Below are 16,526 nucleotides of genomic sequence, written 5' to 3' on the forward strand. Positions count from 1 at the left end.
CAGTTGACTTGGCCAATCCCGACGGGCGGCGTTCATGGCGTATGAAGTGGAGCCACCGAAGTACGTGCGTCTCGCGCAGACCATCCAAGGTCGCATCGAGGACGGCACGTACCCGCCCGGAACGCGGGTGCCCAGTGAGAACCAGCTGGTGCAGGCTTTCGGGATGTCCCGCCCCACCGTCGTGCGAGCGCTGGAGCTGCTGAAGCGTGACGGCTGGCTGGAGTCTCGGCAGGGATTCGGCACGATCGTGCGGGACCGCCCCGAGGCTGTCGAGCAGAAGGACCGTCGGGGCCGCGTGGCGCTGGGGCGTGACGAGTCGCAAACGCCGGGCCGCTTGATCGAGGTCGGCCATGTGCCTGTTCCTGCTCGTGTCGCCTCGGCGCTCGGGCTGCCCAAGCGGGCGAAGATTCTCGTGCGCCGGTTCCTGGTCGAGGAGGATGGCGAGGCGGTCGAGCTGGTCTCGTCGTACTTCCCTGTCGGCCTGGTTGAAGGGACCGAGTTGGAGGCTTCCGAAGCGCTGAGCGGCAGCGTCCGCGAGCACCTGGAGGCGCGTAAAAAGGTCCGCTTCGACCACGTGACGGAACGGGTCTCGGCGCGGCTGGCCGACAGTGGTGAGGCCGAGCTTCTGGGACTGCCTGACGGTGTCCCCGTCCTCAGCGTCTTGGTCATCGTGTGTGACACGACTGGACAAGCCTTGCAGGTCGTTGACGTGCTGCTTCCTGCCGACCGGCAGGAACTCGAAGACACTTACCGGCTGAGCTGACGTCTCCGAAAGCATGGGCTGCGTCATGGACCTCGTGGGTCCGCTTTAGGCGCGCGGCTGCCTACTGGCAAGCCTGTAGATCACATAGGTGAGACCCAGGATGAAGTCTGCGGCCACCCAAAATCCGACGACCAGGCCGACTCCAATCGTGGTTCCGATGTCGCCTGCGTCCTCACACAGCTTCAGGCTGTCGCCGGTCAAGCCCTCGCACGAGTCGGAGGTCCCGCTTCCGCTTGATATGCCCGCGATGACCCAGATCAGGAACAAGATCTGAACCGCCAGAAAGACCCAGAAGAAGACGCGGCGTCGCTTCCTCCGGTGAGGTGCTGGCGGGCCCTGATGGGGGATCTGACTCGGAGGGGAGCCCTGGGTTCGCCCTGCTTGGTGGCTTGGTTGCGGGTCGGGCGCGGCAGGAGTCCGCGGAGCCCATGTCTGTTGCTGCGGTGTCGAGGGGTACCGAGCGTCTCGTTCCTTGCTCATGGTCCCGCCCTTCTATGTCCTGCTGATTCCATCGTGCGCTTGAGTCACTGTCAGCGCTCATCGACTGAGAGGCCCAAGCGACTTGACAAGTCAACTTGGCATCTCTAACTTCGAACTTGCTAAGTCAACTTGTCAGGTGGCGAGTTGATCGACTCAGAAGGAGAAGCCCCTGTGCGTGTGATCCGCGTTGACGCCTCGTCCGCCACGATCCTGCTCACCGAAGCGCCGGCGCCGAAGGTGCGCGACCGGCAGACCGGCGAGATCGCCAAGGATGCGGTGAGCGGTGAGGCTCTGATGACCGTCGGCGTCGTCTTCATCGACGAGGGCGAGTCGTCCCTGATCCAGGTCACCATCCCCGAGAGCGGCGTGACCGACGGACTCACCGTCGGCGCCCCGGTGTCGCTTCCGGGGCTGATCGCCCGGCCCTGGGAGAGCGTGTTCAACGGGCAGCAGCGGCACGGCATCGCCTACCGGGCCACCGCCGTTGCACCTGGTGCCTTCCCGATGGCTGAGGCGGTCTGATCGACGTGACCGACCTCGTGACGTTGGCCGAGCTGGGCGGGTCGCTCGCTGCGATAGGTGGCGCGGCCTACGCCCGCCACGCCTACCCGGCGGCGTACTGGTCCACGGTCGGGCTGCCGATCTCGGTGGCACGGCTGCTGGCCTCGTACACCTCGACCATGGACGCCTGCGGCCTCACGGTCGAACCGCCCAGGTGGCGGGCTCTGGCCGTCAGGGCGACTACTCGCCGGGAGGTACGGCCCGTGCCTCCCCGCCGGGGACTGATCCGCCCCACCTCGACGGGCCTCCGGGTTCGGCTGCGGTTGGCTCCGGGGCAGGAACCGGCGGACGTCGCCGCCTCGGCGGAACGCCTTCGCCATGCTTGGGGCGTGCATGCCGTGTACGTACGCGACATCAAGCCCGGTGTCGTCGAACTGCGGCTCGTCGGCTTCGACGTACTGCGCAAGGTGCGGATGCCTCGCCGGACGGCCGGTGATCACCTGCGGGTTCCGGTGGCTCTGCGAGAGGACGCCACGGCGTTCGTACGGGACTACCGAGCCGTACCGCATGAACTCGTCCTCGGCGCCACGCTGTCCGGCAAATCCATGTACCTCCGGAACCTGCTGACCAAACTGGCGGCTCAGCCGGTCGCCCTGGTCGGCATCGACTGCAAGCGCGGCGTCGAGCTGGCGCCGTTCGCCGCCCGGTTCTCCGCGCTGGCGACCGACCCCGATCAGGCGGCCGATCTGTTGCCCGTGCTCGTCAAGGAAATGGAGGATCGCTACGACCTGATCAAGGCCCGACAGGGCATCGCGCCCGGCACCCCCGAAGAAGAGATCACTTCGGATATCTGGGGTCTGCCGGAAGACGAACGCCCCGCTCCCATCGTGCTGTTCATCGACGAGGTGGCCGAACTCTTCCTCGTCAGCGCGCGCAAGGAGGAGGAGCGGAGGGACGAGATGGTCACCCAGCTCATCCGGCTCGCCCAACTCGGCCGTGCGGCCGGGATCTACCTGGAGGTCTGCGGACAGCGGTTCGGTGCCGAACTGGGCAAGGGAGCGACCATGCTCCGCGCTCAGCTCACGGGTCGCGTCTGCCATCGCGTCAACGACGAAGCCTCCGCGAAGATGGCGCTCGGCGACATCGCCGCCGAGGCGGTCTACGCGGCCTGCGCCATCGCCGCCGAGCTGCCCGGACTGGCCGTCGTGGGCGACACCTCCGGCGGCTGGTCACGCATCCGTACCCCGTATCTGTCCCTATCCGATGCTGCGGCCACGTGCCGTGAGGCGGCACACCTCGCCCCGGATGTTCCGGCGCTCGCACCCTTCCGCCCGTATGTCCCGCCTGTGCCCGTGAAGGACTCCGGGCTGGTGACCGCCCCGCTTCCCGTCGCCGAGTAGCAACCCCCGATCCAACGGCCGGCGCGGCCGTCCCGCGCCAAGTCCCTACCCCCTCCATGCCCGAAGAAGGGAGAGCGGTCTCCATGTGCCCCAACTGCGAGGACTTCGCCCGCACCGTCCTGCTGCTCGGCCAACTCGCCCTGTATGCCGACGTGTTTGGCGCTGACGAGGACTTCATCGAGGCTCTGGGACCGTCGCTTGCGGCGTCTCTGCCTGACCCTCCGCCTGGTGTCTTCCCGCCCCGCTACGACCCCGACGATGGCCCGGACTACCCCAGCGCGGCGTCCTGATGGCTCGCTCCGCCGTCCACGTGGACGCGGTCCTGGTCCAGGCCGTCATCGCTGGAGCCCTGTCCTTCGCTCACCTGCATGACCTGGCTGCCGCTGCCGGACAGGGCGGCTGGAAGGCGTGGGCCTACCCGATCAGCGTGGACCTGCTCCTGGTGGCCGCTTGGCGGCGGCTCCGCTCCGGCGGGACCAAGACGGCTGCCTGGTGCTGGTTCCTCGTCGCGCTGACCGCGTCACTCGGGGCGAACATCGCCACGGCCGGGCTGCTCGACCTGGGCGCCGTACCGGCCTGGCTGCGCATCCTCGTCGCCGGATGGCCGGCCGTCGCTTTCCTCGGCGGAACGCTGCTCGTCCACGGATCCCCGGAGTCGGAAGCCGTACCGGTCCCAGACGAGAAGCCGACTGTCCAGGACGAGGCTCCGGCGCCCTCCTCCGCACCTCAACTACCAACCGCGGCACCGGAGTCAGTCCCGCCTCCGGCATCCAAGGTCCCGCCCGCCCTGGTCGCCCACGCGCGCAAGGTCGCCGACGACCACCGCGCCCGAACCGGCACCCCCATCGACACCTCGACGCTTCGCGCCCGGCTCGGCGTCCCGCTGCCGCTCGCCGAAGCCATCGCCGCCCAACTCGCCTGACCCCGGAGGAACTTTCCGCATGCGCCCGTCCACGCTCCGTGCGCTGAAACGCGCCGCCGAGCTGACCCGACAGAACCGCCTCACCGAAGCCGTGCTCATCGCCGAGCCGGTGATCATCGCCGCCGACAGCTACGAGGGCGACGAGATTTTGCGCTGGCTGGCCGACCACGTCACCGACTTCACCGGCGAGACCGAGACCAAGCCCGACAAGGAGACGCCCTGATGCCCGCCAACCCCCGCTTCCGCAGGGTCGTCCGCATCGGCCCCGTCCAGGTCGCCACGTACTACGACAGCCGGGGCCGCGAGAAGCACACCGCCGCCTGCACCGCCCCGCGTTGCGGCTTCTCCACTGACTACGACAGCCGTCCGGCCGCCGAGCTGGCTGCCCGCACACACCGTTGCCGCGCTCGCTGAGGAGACCTCGTGACCGTCTCGTTCCCGCTCGTCTTCGTCCTGGGTGTCATCGCCTGGGCCGCGATCAAGTTCCTCGGCATCCGCCTCTGGGTGGCCGTCGTGATCGCTCTGTTCGGCTTCTGGCTCTCGTTCACCTTCCTCGCCCCCGCCATCGAGTCCGGCACGCGCTCCGGAGTCGACGTCGTCAACGGCACCGACAAGTGACAAGGAGGTCCACCATGCTTCGCCCCAAGCTCCCCGACGTCCCGACGACATCCGTCGTCCCTCAGCAGACGCAAGCCCCGATGCCCTCCGCGGGCCGGTCGCTCACGCCCTACGTGGGCGCGGTCGCCGCCGTTGTCGTCGTCGGCGTCGTGCTCACCGCGCTCCTGGCGGCCGTCGCCATATCGGCCGTGTCCGTGGCCATCGCCGCCGTGGTCCTGCGCTCCCTCCTCAACGGCGCCAACAGGCGCTGACCGGCCGCCGGGGCGGCAACAACGCCGCCAAGCATCCCGCCGCCCCGGGGCCGTCCGTCCCAACCGCCGAAACAGCCGAAAGGAACTCCCATCGTCACCCGGCAGACTCCGCCCCCACTGGCGGAACTCTCCATGCTGGCCTCCCTCGGCACCATGCCCGAGCTGGGCCGTCAACTCTCCAGCCTGGGCGGCTGCACTCACCCCGTCCGCCTCGACGGCCACCGCACGGAGTACGCGGTCGACAAGACGACCGGCGAGATCGGTGCAGTCCTGCACCACCTTGACTCCGCCACGCTCCCCGCCGGACAGCTTCTGGTCCGCTGCAACAACCGCCGTGCGACCCGTTGCGCGGCCTGCGCCGAGACCTACCGCCGCGACACCTATCACCTGATCACCGCCGGACTGCGTGGCGGCAAAGGTGCCTCGGAACAGGTCGCGACACACCCCCGTGTCTTCGCCACCCTTACCGCCCCGAGCTTCGGCCCCGTCCACAACCGCCCGAACGGCGGCCGGGATTGCCGCTGCGGCATCCGGCACGACGAGAACGATCCCGCTCTGGGCACGCCCCTCGACCCGGACACCTACGACTACGAAGCCGCCGTTCTCTGGAACGCGCACGCCGGCGCCCTGTGGCGGCGCTTCTCGATCTACCTCCGCCGAGAGGTGGCCAAGCGCGCCGGCCTCACCCAACGAGCCTTCCTCGACCACGCCCGCATCTCCTTCGCGAAGGTGGCCGAGTACCAAAAGCGCGGCGCGGTCCACTTCCACGCGGTCATCCGCCTCGACGGCCCGGAGGGAGGAGAAACGGCGCCTCCGGCCTGGGCCTCGACAGGGCTGCTCACTGACGCCATACGAGCCGCCGCCACCGCGGCGCGTATCGCCGGGCCCGAGGTCGACGGCCGGTCCCACGGCTTCGTCTTCGGCCGTCAGGTCGACGTCCGCCCGATCCGCTCCGCCGACTTCGACGGCGGCCAAGAGCTGACCGAGCGCGCCGTAGCGGCGTACATCGCCAAGTACGCGACCAAGGGCGCCGAGACGGCGACGGGCACCCTGGATCGACCGATCCGCTTCCTCGCCGAACTCGCCCAAGCCCGAATCACCGACCACGCCCGACGAATGATCCGCACCGCCTGGGCCCTCGGCGCGAGCCCCGAGCTGGCAGACCTCCGCCTACGGGCCTGGGCGCACATGCTCGGCTTCCGCGGCCACTTCTCCACTAAGTCCCGCCGCTACTCGACCACGCTCGGTGCCCTCCGTGACGCCCGCGCCGAATGGCGCCGTGCCCAAGCAGCAGCATCCAGCAATGGCACTTCCGAAATTTCGGAGGTGGATTCGACCCTCGTCCTCGCCCACTGGGTCTTCGCCGGAACCGGCCTCAGCACCGCCGAGACCTGGCTGGCAGCTTCTCTCGAACCCACCCCTGGAACGGAAGGAGAACCGACCCCATGACTGCGGCTTCGTCCGAACTGCTCACCGTTCCGGAGGTCATGGCCCGACTCAAGCTCGGCCGCACCAAGGTCTACGACCTGATCCGCACCCGGCGCCTGGTCTCCATCAAGGTCGACGGCTGCCGCCGCATCCCGGACACCGCCGTACGAGCCTTCATCCGAGGCCAGATGGGAGAAGCCGCCTGATGACGAAGCGCCGTAGCCGCGGTGACGGCGGCCTGCACTGGGACGAAAAGAGACAGCGTTGGATCGCCACGGCGAACCTCGGCTTCGACCCGAGCGGTAAGCGAATCGTGAAGCGGGGGAGTGGCAAGACCAAGACAGAGGCGAAGAACAAGCTCAAGGAAGTACTGCGGGACCACGAAGACGGCCTCGCCATCGCACCGACCAACTACACGGTCAAAGACGCGGTGACGGACTGGCTCATGTACGGCCTGGCCGGCCTCGATCCCAGCACCGTCGAGACCACAACCCTCCTGAGCCAGAAGCACGTCATCCCATCGCTCGGCGCTCGCAAGCTCCGCGACCTCAGCGCGGAGGACGTAGACCGCTGGCTGGCCACAAAGGCGAAGACGCTCAGCACGCGCACACTCCAGGGCCTTCACTCCTGCCTGAACCGCTCGGTCAAGCGGGCCATGGCGCGGGACAAGGTGAAACGCAACGTCGTCGAGCTGTGCTCAGTGCCCCAGGGCCAAGCCGGTCGTCCGTCCAAGGCGCTCACCTTCGCCCAAGCTGAGGCGGTACTCAAAGGAGCCGAAGGAACCTCGATGTACGCGTACATCGTCGTCGCCCTGCTGACCGGCGCCCGTACCGAGGAACTGCGCGCCCTCACTTGGGATCACGTCTTCCTGAAGGGGCGTCCCGACTTCGATCCGCCGCAGCCTCCGCACATCGCCGTGTGGCGCTCTGTCAGGCGGAGCGGGGACACCAAGACCCGAAAGTCCCGGCGCACCCTCGCCCTGCCGGCGCGCTGCGTCGAAGCTCTCTGGCAGCAGTTCGAAGACCAGGGCTGGGATCGGCTCGCCGCCGATGACGCCTGGGAGGAACACGGGCTCGTCTTCTCCTCGGCCGTCGGCAAGCCGCTCGACGCCGCCAACGTCCGCCGCGCCTTCCGCCAGGCGCTCAAGGAAGTCGATGGGGTCGACGCCGCTGAGTGGACACCCCGGGAGCTCCGGCACAGCTTCGTGTCGTTGCTCTCCGACCGGGGCGTCCCGCTGGAGGAGATCTCCCGGCTCGTAGGGCATTCCGGCACGGCTGTGACCGAGGAGGTCTATCGGAAGCAGATTCGCCCCGTGATCCAGACAGGTGCGGTCGTCATGGACAGCATTTTCGAGAGGGAGACCGGCCGCTGATCTTGGCTTGTGCCGCTACGCTCTGCGCTCGATACACGCGCTCACGGCACAGCCCAGGGGGGATCATGCCGCGTGATCTGGACGGCTACATGTTGCCGGACCGTTCGGACGGGCCCGATCGGCGTCGTACGACCTGGCGCCCTGAAGGCTTCGAACTTCATCACCGAGCCACGGCAGAGGTTGAGTGCCAGTGCCCATGTCGGCTGGCGCACCCGAACTACCTCGTCGAGGACTGCCAGATCACCGCACAACGCGTCGCGATCGTGGGCATCGGCACGGTTGGCATGAGTCAGCACATTCTGCAGTTGTGTGCTGCTTGCTCGGCCGCGCAGTTGCACGGACGTTGGCGTGAAGCCAGGTGGGAAGGAGAGGGCTGGCGCTTCGCCTGTGAGGGCATCGCCAAGTTCGCAGTGCTGGTGGCCGTTGTCGGTACCTTTGTGGGTGCTCCGCTTGGCCACATGAACGCTGGCTTGTGGCTGGGGGCCGGTGTTGGCATCGCGGCGGCATACGCTGCCTTTGAGCGGTGGCACTACCGGCGGAAGACGCCTCGCTGAGGCCGAAGCGATGACTGTGCCAGCGCTTGAACTCCAGACGTAGCGCGCTGAGCTTAGTCACGCAGATATACACACACGCAGAAACAGGTGAGGCGCCTACCGAAATCGGTAGGTGCCTCACCTGCTGTTTTGGCTGTCGGGGTGGCGGGATTTGAACCCACGACCTCTTCGTCCCGAACGAAGCGCGCTGCCAAGCTGCGCTACACCCCGATGTCGCTGCTTGTCCTGCTTGTCGCGGCGACGACGTTTACTTTAGCCCACTGGTGGCTGGAGACGAAATCCGGTTTTCGCGCGGTGGTGGGCGCGGTGGCGGAGGGGGTTCGGGCGGGCGTGGTCGAGGGCTACGAGGAGGATGGCGAGGGCGTAGAAGGAGAGGCCGAGGAGGAGGGCGTTGCCGAGGACGCTCTTGTAGCCGTGGAGGTCGACGTCGAGGAAGGCGTAGAGGTAACGGGCCGGGGTGCCGGGGAGGAGCAGTTCGCCCCGGGTGAAGGAGAAGGCGAGATAGGCCAGGGGGAAGAGGAGCCAGGTCGCCGCCCGGCGGAGGTGGAAGCGGCCGGGTGCGGTCAGGAACAGCCAGTCCACGACCGCTGCGATCGGGAGCCCCGTGTGGAGGGCGTGGTTCGCCAGGGACTGCCAGCCGGTCGGGTGAGTCGTCTCGCCCGTCATCGAGAACGGGGTCGTCGCGTCGGCCAGGAGCAGGTGGTACACCGAGCCCGCGATCAGGACGTAGAGGAGTGTCGCGCCCGTCAGCGCGGCCGGCAGCGGGCGGCGGGCGCTCCACGCGCGTTTCGCCGCCGGCACGGACACCAGCGCCAGCAGGATTGCGCTCTGGATCGAGAAGTAGCTCAGCACACGGCTGGGGCTGCCGAGGAGCAGGTCGATCGTCACGGCCGCCGCGGCCGCGAGAGCGACCAGCAGGCGGTACGCGGCGGCCAGGGGGCGGCGTACGGGGGCCACCACCGCCGTGGCGGGGACGGGGGAGGGCAGCAGCGCGGGCATGCCCGGGATCGCGGGAAGATCCGGGATGTCCCTGGGTATCGGGGCGGTCATGCCCTCACGCTAAGCACGCCCGACAAAAGGGGCGATACGGGCGGTCCGTGCGGGTTACCCCACGTCCCGTGCACCCACGTCCCGTGGCACCCGTGGCACCCGTGCACCCGTGCACCCGTGCACCCGTGCACCCGTGCACCCGTGCGGAAGCTACCCCCGCGCCACCAGCGTCAGCAGCGTCGCCTCCGGCGGGCACGCGAACCGTACCGGTGTGTAGCGGTTCGTCCCGCACCCCGCCGAGACATGCAGATACGACGTCCTGCCCTCGGCCGTGTGCGTCGACAGACCCTTCACCCGTTCCGTGTCCAGGTCGCAGTTGGTGACCAGCGCCCCGTAGAAGGGGATGCACAGCTGCCCGCCGTGCGTGTGGCCGGCGAGGATCAGCGGATAGTCGTCGGCCGCGTAGGCGTCCAGGACGCGCAGATACGGCGCGTGGACCACGCCCATCGAGAAGTCCACGGAGGACGACGGGCCGCCGGCCACCTCCGCGTACCGGTCGCGCTTGATGTGCGGGTCGTCCAGGCCGGTCAACTCGATCGACACGCCCTCGACCTTCAGGGTGCCGCGGGTGTTGGTCAGGTTGAGCCAGCCCGCGGCGTCGAAACCGTCCCGCAGGTCCTCCCACGGGTTGTGGACCACGCCCACGGCGGGCGGGTTGCCGTTCAGACCGTGGCGGCCGCTCGTCTTCTCCAGCAGATAGCGGGCGGGGTTGCGGGGCCTGGGGCCGTAGTAGTCGTTGGAGCCGAAGACGTACGCCCCCGGGAAGTCCATCAGCGGACCCAACGCGTCCAGGACCTCCGGGACGCCCTCCGTGTCCGACAGGTTGTCACCCGTGTTGATCACGAAGTCGGGGCGCAGGCCCGCCAGCGAACGCAGCCAGCGCTGCTTCTTGTGCTGACCGCCGACCATGTGGATGTCGGAGACCTGGAGCATGCGCAGGGGGCGCATTCCGGCAGGGAGAACGGGGACCGTCACCCGTCGGAGGCGGAAGGAGCGGGCTTCGAAGCCCGCCGCGTACACCAGACCGGCGGCGCCAGCCGCCGCGATCGACAGAGGTACTCCGTATCGCGCGCGCATGGGTCCCATCGTGTCAGACCTGGCAAGTACCCCGTCGCCCGCGGTCCTTTGAAACCGACCCCCTTAAATCGATGGGCGTCCGGCCTGGCGCACCTGCGAGAATCAGTCACATGACCACCAAGCTCAAGTCGAAGCTGCAGGAAGACCTCACTGCCGCGATCAGGGAGCGCGACGAGCTCCGCTCCTCGACGCTGCGCATGACGCTCGCCGCGATCACCAAGGAGGAGGTCGCGGGCAAGGAGAAGCGCGAGCTCTCCGACGACGAGGTCCTCAAGGTGATCACCAAGGAGGCGAAGAAGCGCCGCGAGGCGGCCGACGCCTTCGCCGAGGGTGGTCGTGCCGAGTCGGCCGAGCGGGAGAAGGCGGAGGGCGAGCTCCTCGCCACGTACCTGCCCAAGCAGCTGTCCGACGAGGAGCTGACCGACATCGTCGCCCAGGCCGTCCAGGAGGCGAAGGCGGCGGGCGCCGAGGGGCCGCGGGCCATGGGCGCCGTCATGAAGATCGTGAACCCGAAGGTCGCGGGCCTGGCGGAGGGCGGCCGAGTCGCCGCCACCGTGAAGAAGCTGCTGGCCGGCTGACCGAGCGCGCCGAACGGCGAACGGCCCCCTCACCGTCGTAGAGAGATCTCTGTACGACGGTGAAGGGGCCGTTTCGTCTAGCGGCTAGCCGTTGCGGCCGCCGTTCCCGTTGTTGCCCTGGAACAGGTCCTCCGGGATCGAGAAGGTCGGGTCCGGGAAGGCCCCGCCGTCCGTGCCACCGTCGTCGTCGCCGTTGTCCCCGTCGCCGTTGCCATTCCCGTTGCCGTTCCCATTTCCGTCGCCGTCCCCGTTGCCGCGGTCCGGGTTGTCGGGGGGGAGCTGAATGTAGTTGAAGTCCGGGGCGTCCTTGCCCGCGAGGGCGCCGGTCATGGCGTCCTTCCAGATCGGGCCCGGGACCTTGCCGCCGTAGACGAGGTCGTTGTACTCGCCGCCGATCGTGATGTTCTTCATCTCGACCTTCTGGGAGGCGCTGCCGACCCAGACCGCGCCCGACAGGTTCGGCGTGTAGCCGACGAACCAGGCGTTCTTGCGGGAGTCCGTCGTACCCGTCTTACCGGCGTTGTCACGGTCGGAGAGACCCGCCGTCTGGCCGGTACCGGAGTCGACCACGCCCTTGAGGAGCTGGTTGACGGTGTCCGCGGTCGTCTCGGACATGGCGCGCGAGCAGGTCGACTTGGGCACCTCGAGCGACTTCTGCTGCTGGGCGACGCGCTGGGTGATCGACTCGATGGCGATCGGCGTGCAGTACATGCCGCGGGAGGCGAAGGCGGCGTACGCGGTCGCCATCGTCAGCGGGGAGATGCCCTTGGAGCCCAGCGCGATCGCGGGCACCTCGGGCAGCTTGTCGCCGTTGCCCTGCACGACCTGGAGCTTGTTGGTCATGTTGACCACGGGGCACAGACCGATGTCGGAGATCATCTGCACGAAGTAGGTGTTGACCGACAGCTCCATCGCCTTGCGCAGGCGGTAGGGGCCCTTCTCCGACTCCGACTCGTTCTCCAGCTTCTCGCCGTTCAGGTTGACCCACGGCTTGCTGTCACAGGTCTGGACGGGGCTCGGGTACTCCATCTGGTACGGCGAGGAGTACTCCTGGTTGGCCGGCCGGCCCTCCTCCAGCGCGGCCGCCGCGACGAACGGCTTGAACGTCGAACCGGTCGGGAAGCCGTAGTTGGAGCCGCCCATGCCGTAGCCGACCGAGTAGTTGATCTCGGTCTCGTTCTTGCCGTAGCCGTACGGCTTCGACTGGCCCATGCCGACGATCTTGCCGGTGCCGGGCTCGACGAGGGTGGCCGCGGCCGCGACCTTGTCCGACTTGTAGACGTGGTCCTTGAGCGAGGCCTGGACCGAGTCCTGCGCCTGCGGGTCGAGGGTGGTCTTGATCGTCAGACCACCCTGGTTCCAGACCTTGGCGCGGTCCTCCTTGGTCTTGCCGAAGACCGGGTCGCTCTTGAAGACGGCCTCGACGTACTTGCAGAAGAAGCTGGCGCCCTTCACGGCGGTGATGCAGCCGTTCTTGGGCTGGCTGACCTTCAGGCCGAGCTTCTCCTCCTGGGCCTTGGAGGCCTCCGCGCGGGAGATGTCGCCGACCTGGGCCATGCGCTGCAGCACGATGTTGCGCCGCTTGGTGGCCTCGGCCTCGTCGTTGATCGGGTCGTACCGGCTGGGTGACTGGACGATGCCCGCGAGCAGTGCCGACTGGGCCAGGGTGAGGTCCTTGGCGGACTTGGAGAAGTAGCGATGGGCGGCGGCCTCGACGCCGTAGGCCTGCTGGCCGAAGAACGTGATGTTCAGGTAGTTCTCGAGGATCTTCTTCTTGCCCAGCTCCTCCTCGACCTGGATCGCGTACTTCAGCTCGCGGATCTTGCGGCCGAGGGTCTGCTGGGTGGCCTGGGCGACCTTCGTCGGGTCGTCGCCGGCCTCCTCCACGAAGACGTTCTTCACGTACTGCTGGGTGAGCGTGGACGCGCCCTCGGCCACCCCGCTGCTCTGCACGTTCTTGTTGAGCGCGCGCAGCACGCCCTTCAGGTCCACCGCGCCGTGCTGGTAGAAGCGCGAGTCCTCGATCGCGACGATCGCCTTCTGCATGTACGGCGCGACGTCCTTGAGCTCGACGACCGTGCGGTCGCGCGAGTACACCGTGGCGATCTGGCCGCCCTTGGCGTCGAGGATCGTGGTCCGCTGGCTCAGCGGCGGCGTCTTCAGATTGGCCGGGAGCTCGTCGAAACTGTCGACCGACCCCTTGGCCGCGAGTCCGAGTGCACCGAAGGCGGGCAGCGCGATGCCCGCCAGCACCGCACCCGAGAGCACGCTGACACCGAGGAACTTGGCGGCCTGCTGGGCGGGGGACAGACCGCCGCCGGAGCGCTTCTTCGACATGGGGGCAGCCTAATCCGTACTCATGAGCGTTCGGAGGGAGCGCTTGCTCCTCGGGATGTTCGGCAGGCTTTTCGCGCGCATGGCAAAGAGAGCGCCTACCTTCTCATTCGCCGGACACGCGCGCAGGCCTTGGCCTAAGCTGCTCTCAACTGTCACAGCAGTGCGGCCACGTATCAATACGTCCGGCGACCCCGAATCGTTCCGGAGGTTCCCCAACTTTTTGATGGGGACGTGTCCGAATCCGCCTTGTGTGTCACCGGGTGCCCGTTGTGACTCAACTGAACTGTCCCGCTTTGTCGGGATGATCACGCATGTCGCCAGCTCACTCCCCCGGGTGATCTGCCGCTTACGCATAGTCCGTTCGGGCCATTCAAGATTGGGCCCGAAGGGGGTGTTGCGCTGTGCCCACCTTCCGTAACGTCCTCAACTGGCGGCGGTGAATATGCCGCTGCCGCCGTGGGGGAGCCTCGATTCGGGAGAGGACGGCGCCGGTATGGGCTGGGTAACCGACTGGAGTGCGCAGGCGGCCTGCCGCACTACCGATCCAGATGAGCTGTTCGTTCAAGGAGCAGCGCAGAACAGGGCCAAGGCGGTGTGCACCGGATGCCCGGTGCGCACGGAGTGCCTGGCCGACGCGCTCGACAACCGCGTCGAGTTCGGCGTGTGGGGAGGCATGACGGAGCGGGAACGCCGTGCGCTGCTGCGCAGGCGGCCCACCGTGACCTCCTGGCGCCGGCTCTTGGAGACCGCGCGTACGGAGTACGAGCGAGGGGTCGGCATTCTGCCCCTCGACGACGATGAGGTGTACGAGAACTACGCGGCGGTGAGCTGAGGGCGAGACTCCTGGGGGTCCGTCCGCGCGGCTCAGCCGTCCGAGGTCTCGGGCAGCTCCGGCCGACCGGCCGCGAGCCGTGTTCCGATGTCTCGCAGCCCCGCGAGGTCGTGTACGTCGCCGGGCAGCGCGGCCACCTCTGCCACCGCCACTTCGGGGTGGAGCGCGGTGAAGCGGTCACGCGTGCGCTGCTCGCGGGAGAGCAGCCGCATACGCTCGGCATGCAGTCTCAACAGGCCTGCGGTGAGTTGTTCGACGGTCCGGTCCGCGGCAGGGGAGCCTTCGGCGGACACCGGATCGGATGCTGGGGACTCTGAACTGCCGTCTGTGTCGGGAGAGTTACGAACTCCAGCTTTCCCGTCCTCCTGATCGACAATGCGGGACTCCTCAAGATTTTCCGCGGCGGCGAGTGCCCGCTCGGCCGACAGCCGGGCGGCGCCGCTGCCGTGGACCCGGTTGAGCACCAGTCCCGCGAGCGGCATGTCCTCGGCGGCCAGCCGCTCCACGAAGTACGCGGCCTCCCGCAGCGCGTCCCGCTCCGGCGCCGCGACCACCAGGAACGCCGTGCCGGGCGCCTGGAGCAGCTTGTATGTGGCGTCCGCGCGCGTGCGGAACCCGCCGAACATCGAGTCCATGGCGGACACGAACGTCTGGACGTCCTTGAGGAGCTGACCGCCGAGCAGCTTGCCGAGGGTGCCCGTCATCATCGACATCCCGACGTTCAGGAACTTCATCCCCGCGCGCCCGCCGAGCTTGGCCGGCGCGGTGAGCAGCCGGATCAGCTTGCCGTCGAGGAAGGACCCGAGCCGCTTGGGCGCGTCCAGGAAGTCCAGCGCGGACCGGGACGGCGGGGTGTCCACGACGATGAGGTCCCACTCGTCGCGGGCCCGCAGCTGGCCCAGCTTCTCCATCGCCATGTACTCCTGCGTGCCCGCGAAGCCCGCCGAGAGCGACTGGTAGAAGGGGTTGCCGAGAATCGCGGACGCCCGCTCGGGGTCCGCGTGCGCCTCGACGATCTCGTCGAAGGTGCGCTTCATGTCGAGCATCATCGCGTGCAGCTCGCCGTCGCCCTCGACGCCCTTCACGCGGCGTGGGGTGTTGTCGAGAGAGTCGATGCCCATGGACTGGGCGAGCCGGCGGGCCGGGTCGATGGTCAGGACGACGACCTTCCGGCCGCGCTCGGCGGCCCTGAGGCCCAGCGCGGCCGCGGTCGTGGTCTTGCCGACGCCGCCCGAGCCGCAGCACACCACGATGCGCGTCGCCGGATCGTCGACCAGCGGATCCAGGTCGAGCATGTGCGCGGGGGAGAGGCGGTGGTGCCGGGCCTGCCCCTCGACGTCCGGACTCATGACATCCCCTGCTTCCGCAGTTCCGTGGCCAGCTCGTACAGACCCGCCAGGTCCATGCCCTCGGCGAGCAGCGGCAGTTCGTGCAGCGGCAGGCCCAGTTCGCCGAGCGCCGCGCGCTGTTCGTGCTCCAGCGCGTACCGCTCGGCGTACTCCTCGGCCTGGGCCAGGAGCGGGTCCACCAGCCGCTCGGCATGCCCGCCGCGCCGTGCCCCGCCGAGCCCGGCGGCGGACAGCGACTGTGCGAAGGAGGAACGAGTGGTGCCCCGGACGAGTTCCAACTCGTCCGCGTCCAACACCTCCGGGCGCACCATGTTCACGATGATCCGCCCCACCGGCAGCTTCGCCGCCCGCAGTTCGGCGATCCCGTCCGCGGTCTCCTGGACGGGCATCTCCTCCAGCAGCGTCACCAGGTGCACGGCCGTCTCCGACGACTTCAGCACCCGCATCACCGCCTGTGCCTGGTTGTGTATCGGCCCTATCTTCGCGAGCCCCGCCACCTCGTCGTTGACGTTGAGGAAGCGGGTGATGCGTCCGGTGGGGGGTGCGTCCATCACGACGTAGTCGTAGGCGAACCGCCCGGACTTCTCCTTGCGCCGCACCGCCTCGCACGCCTTGCCGGTCAGCAGGACGTCCCTGAGACCGGGCGCGACGGTGGTGGCGAAGTCGATGGCGCCGAGCTTCTTCAGGGCGCGTCCGGCTCCACCGAGCTTGTAGAACATCTGGAGGTAGTCCAGAAGGGCCAGTTCGGGATCTATGGCGAGGGCGTACACCTCCCCGCCGCCCGGTGCGACCGCGATTTTTCTCTCCTCGTAGGGCAATGCCTCCGTCTCGAAGAGCTGTGCGATGCCCTGGCGGCCCTCGACCTCGACGAGAAGCGTGCGCTTCCCCTCGGTGGCCAGGGCGAGCGCGAGGGCCGCGGCCACCGTCGTCTTACCGGTGCCGCCCTTGCCACTGACGACCTGGAGCCTGCTCACGTCTTCGAGCGTAACCATTCGATGCGGGTACCAACCGGCA

At 68.3% G+C, this 16,526-nt stretch carries 20 protein-coding genes and 1 tRNA gene; 15 read left to right on the top strand and 6 right to left on the bottom strand.

From position 1 onward, the window contains the following. Positions 1–34 precede the first annotated feature (34 nt). The 13 genes from OHU89_RS27260 to OHU89_RS27320 all read left to right on the top strand — a co-directional run bounded on the left by OHU89_RS27260 (position 35) and on the right by OHU89_RS27320 (position 8,289). Positions 35–763: a GntR family transcriptional regulator gene (locus tag OHU89_RS27260; RefSeq protein WP_405646617.1), complete on the top strand. Its 729-nt coding sequence runs from the start codon at positions 35–37 to the stop codon at positions 761–763. Between the two features lie 651 nt (positions 764–1,414). Further along, positions 1,415–1,765, top strand: a complete 351-nt coding sequence (locus OHU89_RS27265) for a hypothetical protein (protein ID WP_030967041.1) — start codon at positions 1,415–1,417, stop codon at positions 1,763–1,765. Positions 1,766–1,770: 5 nt separating this feature from the next. Continuing rightward, entirely contained in the window at positions 1,771–3,144 is a 1,374-nt protein-coding gene (locus OHU89_RS27270; RefSeq protein WP_405646619.1) for an FtsK/SpoIIIE domain-containing protein, read from the top strand. An 83-nt stretch (positions 3,145–3,227) separates the two neighbouring features. Continuing rightward, complete coding sequence (locus OHU89_RS27275) at positions 3,228–3,434, top strand: hypothetical protein (protein WP_405646621.1); 207 nt, start codon at positions 3,228–3,230, stop codon at positions 3,432–3,434. Further along, complete coding sequence (locus OHU89_RS27280) at positions 3,434–4,066, top strand: DUF2637 domain-containing protein (RefSeq protein WP_405646623.1); 633 nt, start codon at positions 3,434–3,436, stop codon at positions 4,064–4,066. Before OHU89_RS27275 ends, OHU89_RS27280 begins: the two co-directional genes overlap by 1 nt. Positions 4,067–4,085: 19 nt before the next feature. Then, entirely contained in the window at positions 4,086–4,289 is a 204-nt protein-coding gene (locus OHU89_RS27285; protein ID WP_405646625.1) for a hypothetical protein, read from the top strand. After that, the gene (locus OHU89_RS27290; RefSeq protein ID WP_405646627.1) at positions 4,289–4,480 is read left to right on the top strand and encodes a mobile element transfer protein; all 192 of its coding nucleotides are present in this window, start codon (positions 4,289–4,291) and stop codon (positions 4,478–4,480) included. Before OHU89_RS27285 ends, OHU89_RS27290 begins: the two co-directional genes overlap by 1 nt. 9 nt (positions 4,481–4,489) lie before the next feature. Beyond that, positions 4,490–4,684 (top strand): hypothetical protein, encoded by a 195-nt coding sequence (locus OHU89_RS27295; protein ID WP_388632871.1) that lies wholly within the window; start codon positions 4,490–4,492, stop codon positions 4,682–4,684. A 14-nt stretch (positions 4,685–4,698) separates the two neighbouring features. After that, the gene (locus OHU89_RS27300) at positions 4,699–4,935 is read left to right on the top strand and encodes a SpdD protein (RefSeq protein WP_405646629.1); all 237 of its coding nucleotides are present in this window, start codon (positions 4,699–4,701) and stop codon (positions 4,933–4,935) included. Between the two features lie 132 nt (positions 4,936–5,067). Next, a complete protein-coding gene (locus OHU89_RS27305; protein WP_405646631.1) occupies positions 5,068–6,384 on the top strand; it encodes a replication initiator in 1,317 nt (438 codons plus the stop codon). Next, the gene (locus OHU89_RS27310) at positions 6,381–6,569 is read left to right on the top strand and encodes a helix-turn-helix domain-containing protein (protein WP_405646633.1); all 189 of its coding nucleotides are present in this window, start codon (positions 6,381–6,383) and stop codon (positions 6,567–6,569) included. The genes OHU89_RS27305 and OHU89_RS27310 overlap by 4 nt, the downstream gene beginning before the upstream one ends. Beyond that, a complete protein-coding gene (gene xerC, locus OHU89_RS27315; protein ID WP_405646635.1) occupies positions 6,569–7,735 on the top strand; it encodes a tyrosine recombinase XerC in 1,167 nt (388 codons plus the stop codon). Before OHU89_RS27310 ends, xerC begins: the two co-directional genes overlap by 1 nt. A gap of 65 nt (positions 7,736–7,800) precedes the next feature. Next, the gene (locus OHU89_RS27320) at positions 7,801–8,289 is read left to right on the top strand and encodes a hypothetical protein (protein WP_405646637.1); all 489 of its coding nucleotides are present in this window, start codon (positions 7,801–7,803) and stop codon (positions 8,287–8,289) included. Between the two features lie 136 nt (positions 8,290–8,425). On the opposite strand, the gene OHU89_RS27325 is transcribed toward OHU89_RS27320, so the two are convergent. The 3 genes from OHU89_RS27325 to OHU89_RS27335 form a co-directional block, all read right to left on the bottom strand. Continuing rightward, positions 8,426–8,499, bottom strand: a tRNA-Pro gene (locus tag OHU89_RS27325). A 42-nt stretch (positions 8,500–8,541) separates the two neighbouring features. Next, complete coding sequence (locus OHU89_RS27330) at positions 8,542–9,339, bottom strand: Pr6Pr family membrane protein (RefSeq protein ID WP_405646639.1); 798 nt, start codon at positions 9,337–9,339, stop codon at positions 8,542–8,544. Positions 9,340–9,489: 150 nt separating this feature from the next. Then, entirely contained in the window at positions 9,490–10,416 is a 927-nt protein-coding gene (locus tag OHU89_RS27335) for a metallophosphoesterase (protein ID WP_405646641.1), read from the bottom strand. A 110-nt stretch (positions 10,417–10,526) separates the two neighbouring features. Here OHU89_RS27335 and OHU89_RS27340 point away from each other — a divergent pair, with 110 nt between their 5' ends. Continuing rightward, positions 10,527–10,994: a GatB/YqeY domain-containing protein gene (locus OHU89_RS27340; protein WP_266889396.1), complete on the top strand. Its 468-nt coding sequence runs from the start codon at positions 10,527–10,529 to the stop codon at positions 10,992–10,994. An 84-nt stretch (positions 10,995–11,078) separates the two neighbouring features. Here the strand turns inward: OHU89_RS27340 and OHU89_RS27345 are convergent, their stop codons facing one another. Continuing rightward, positions 11,079–13,331, bottom strand: a complete 2,253-nt coding sequence (locus OHU89_RS27345) for a transglycosylase domain-containing protein (protein WP_405646643.1) — start codon at positions 13,329–13,331, stop codon at positions 11,079–11,081. Positions 13,332–13,824: 493 nt separating this feature from the next. Between OHU89_RS27345 and wblA the strand changes: the two genes are divergently transcribed. After that, positions 13,825–14,163 (top strand): transcriptional regulator WblA, encoded by a 339-nt coding sequence (gene wblA, locus OHU89_RS27350; RefSeq protein WP_037735517.1) that lies wholly within the window; start codon positions 13,825–13,827, stop codon positions 14,161–14,163. 32 nt (positions 14,164–14,195) lie between these two features. Here the strand turns inward: wblA and OHU89_RS27355 are convergent, their stop codons facing one another. Continuing rightward, positions 14,196–15,512, bottom strand: a complete 1,317-nt coding sequence (locus OHU89_RS27355) for an ArsA family ATPase (RefSeq protein WP_405646646.1) — start codon at positions 15,510–15,512, stop codon at positions 14,196–14,198. Further along, entirely contained in the window at positions 15,509–16,486 is a 978-nt protein-coding gene (locus tag OHU89_RS27360; protein ID WP_405646648.1) for an ArsA family ATPase, read from the bottom strand. The genes OHU89_RS27355 and OHU89_RS27360 overlap by 4 nt, the downstream gene beginning before the upstream one ends. Positions 16,487–16,526: the final 40 nt, after the last annotated feature.

Source organism: Streptomyces sp. NBC_00019, assembly GCF_045041015.1.
Taxonomy (GTDB): Bacteria; Actinomycetota; Actinomycetes; order Streptomycetales; family Streptomycetaceae; genus Streptomyces.

What these genes read in the sequence shown, in the direction of transcription:
- OHU89_RS27260 (WP_405646617.1), top strand. Translation starts at nt 35, where the DNA reads ATGGCGTATGAAGTGGAGCCACCGAAGTACGTGCGTCTCGCGCAGACC.
- OHU89_RS27275 (WP_405646621.1), top strand. Translation starts at nt 3,228, where the DNA reads ATGTGCCCCAACTGCGAGGACTTCGCCCGCACCGTCCTGCTGCTCGGC.
- OHU89_RS27280 (WP_405646623.1), top strand. Translation starts at nt 3,434, where the DNA reads ATGGCTCGCTCCGCCGTCCACGTGGACGCGGTCCTGGTCCAGGCCGTC.
- OHU89_RS27285 (WP_405646625.1), top strand. Translation starts at nt 4,086, where the DNA reads ATGCGCCCGTCCACGCTCCGTGCGCTGAAACGCGCCGCCGAGCTGACC.
- OHU89_RS27290 (WP_405646627.1), top strand. Translation starts at nt 4,289, where the DNA reads ATGCCCGCCAACCCCCGCTTCCGCAGGGTCGTCCGCATCGGCCCCGTC.
- OHU89_RS27300 (WP_405646629.1), top strand. Translation starts at nt 4,699, where the DNA reads ATGCTTCGCCCCAAGCTCCCCGACGTCCCGACGACATCCGTCGTCCCT.
- OHU89_RS27305 (WP_405646631.1), top strand. Translation starts at nt 5,068, where the DNA reads ATGCTGGCCTCCCTCGGCACCATGCCCGAGCTGGGCCGTCAACTCTCC.
- OHU89_RS27310 (WP_405646633.1), top strand. Translation starts at nt 6,381, where the DNA reads ATGACTGCGGCTTCGTCCGAACTGCTCACCGTTCCGGAGGTCATGGCC.
- xerC (WP_405646635.1), top strand. Translation starts at nt 6,569, where the DNA reads ATGACGAAGCGCCGTAGCCGCGGTGACGGCGGCCTGCACTGGGACGAA.
- OHU89_RS27320 (WP_405646637.1), top strand. Translation starts at nt 7,801, where the DNA reads ATGCCGCGTGATCTGGACGGCTACATGTTGCCGGACCGTTCGGACGGG.
- OHU89_RS27330 (WP_405646639.1), bottom strand. Translation starts at nt 9,339, where the DNA reads ATGACCGCCCCGATACCCAGGGACATCCCGGATCTTCCCGCGATCCCG.
- OHU89_RS27335 (WP_405646641.1), bottom strand. Translation starts at nt 10,416, where the DNA reads ATGCGCGCGCGATACGGAGTACCTCTGTCGATCGCGGCGGCTGGCGCC.
- OHU89_RS27340 (WP_266889396.1), top strand. Translation starts at nt 10,527, where the DNA reads ATGACCACCAAGCTCAAGTCGAAGCTGCAGGAAGACCTCACTGCCGCG.
- OHU89_RS27345 (WP_405646643.1), bottom strand. Translation starts at nt 13,331, where the DNA reads ATGTCGAAGAAGCGCTCCGGCGGCGGTCTGTCCCCCGCCCAGCAGGCC.
- wblA (WP_037735517.1), top strand. Translation starts at nt 13,825, where the DNA reads ATGGGCTGGGTAACCGACTGGAGTGCGCAGGCGGCCTGCCGCACTACC.
- OHU89_RS27355 (WP_405646646.1), bottom strand. Translation starts at nt 15,512, where the DNA reads ATGAGTCCGGACGTCGAGGGGCAGGCCCGGCACCACCGCCTCTCCCCC.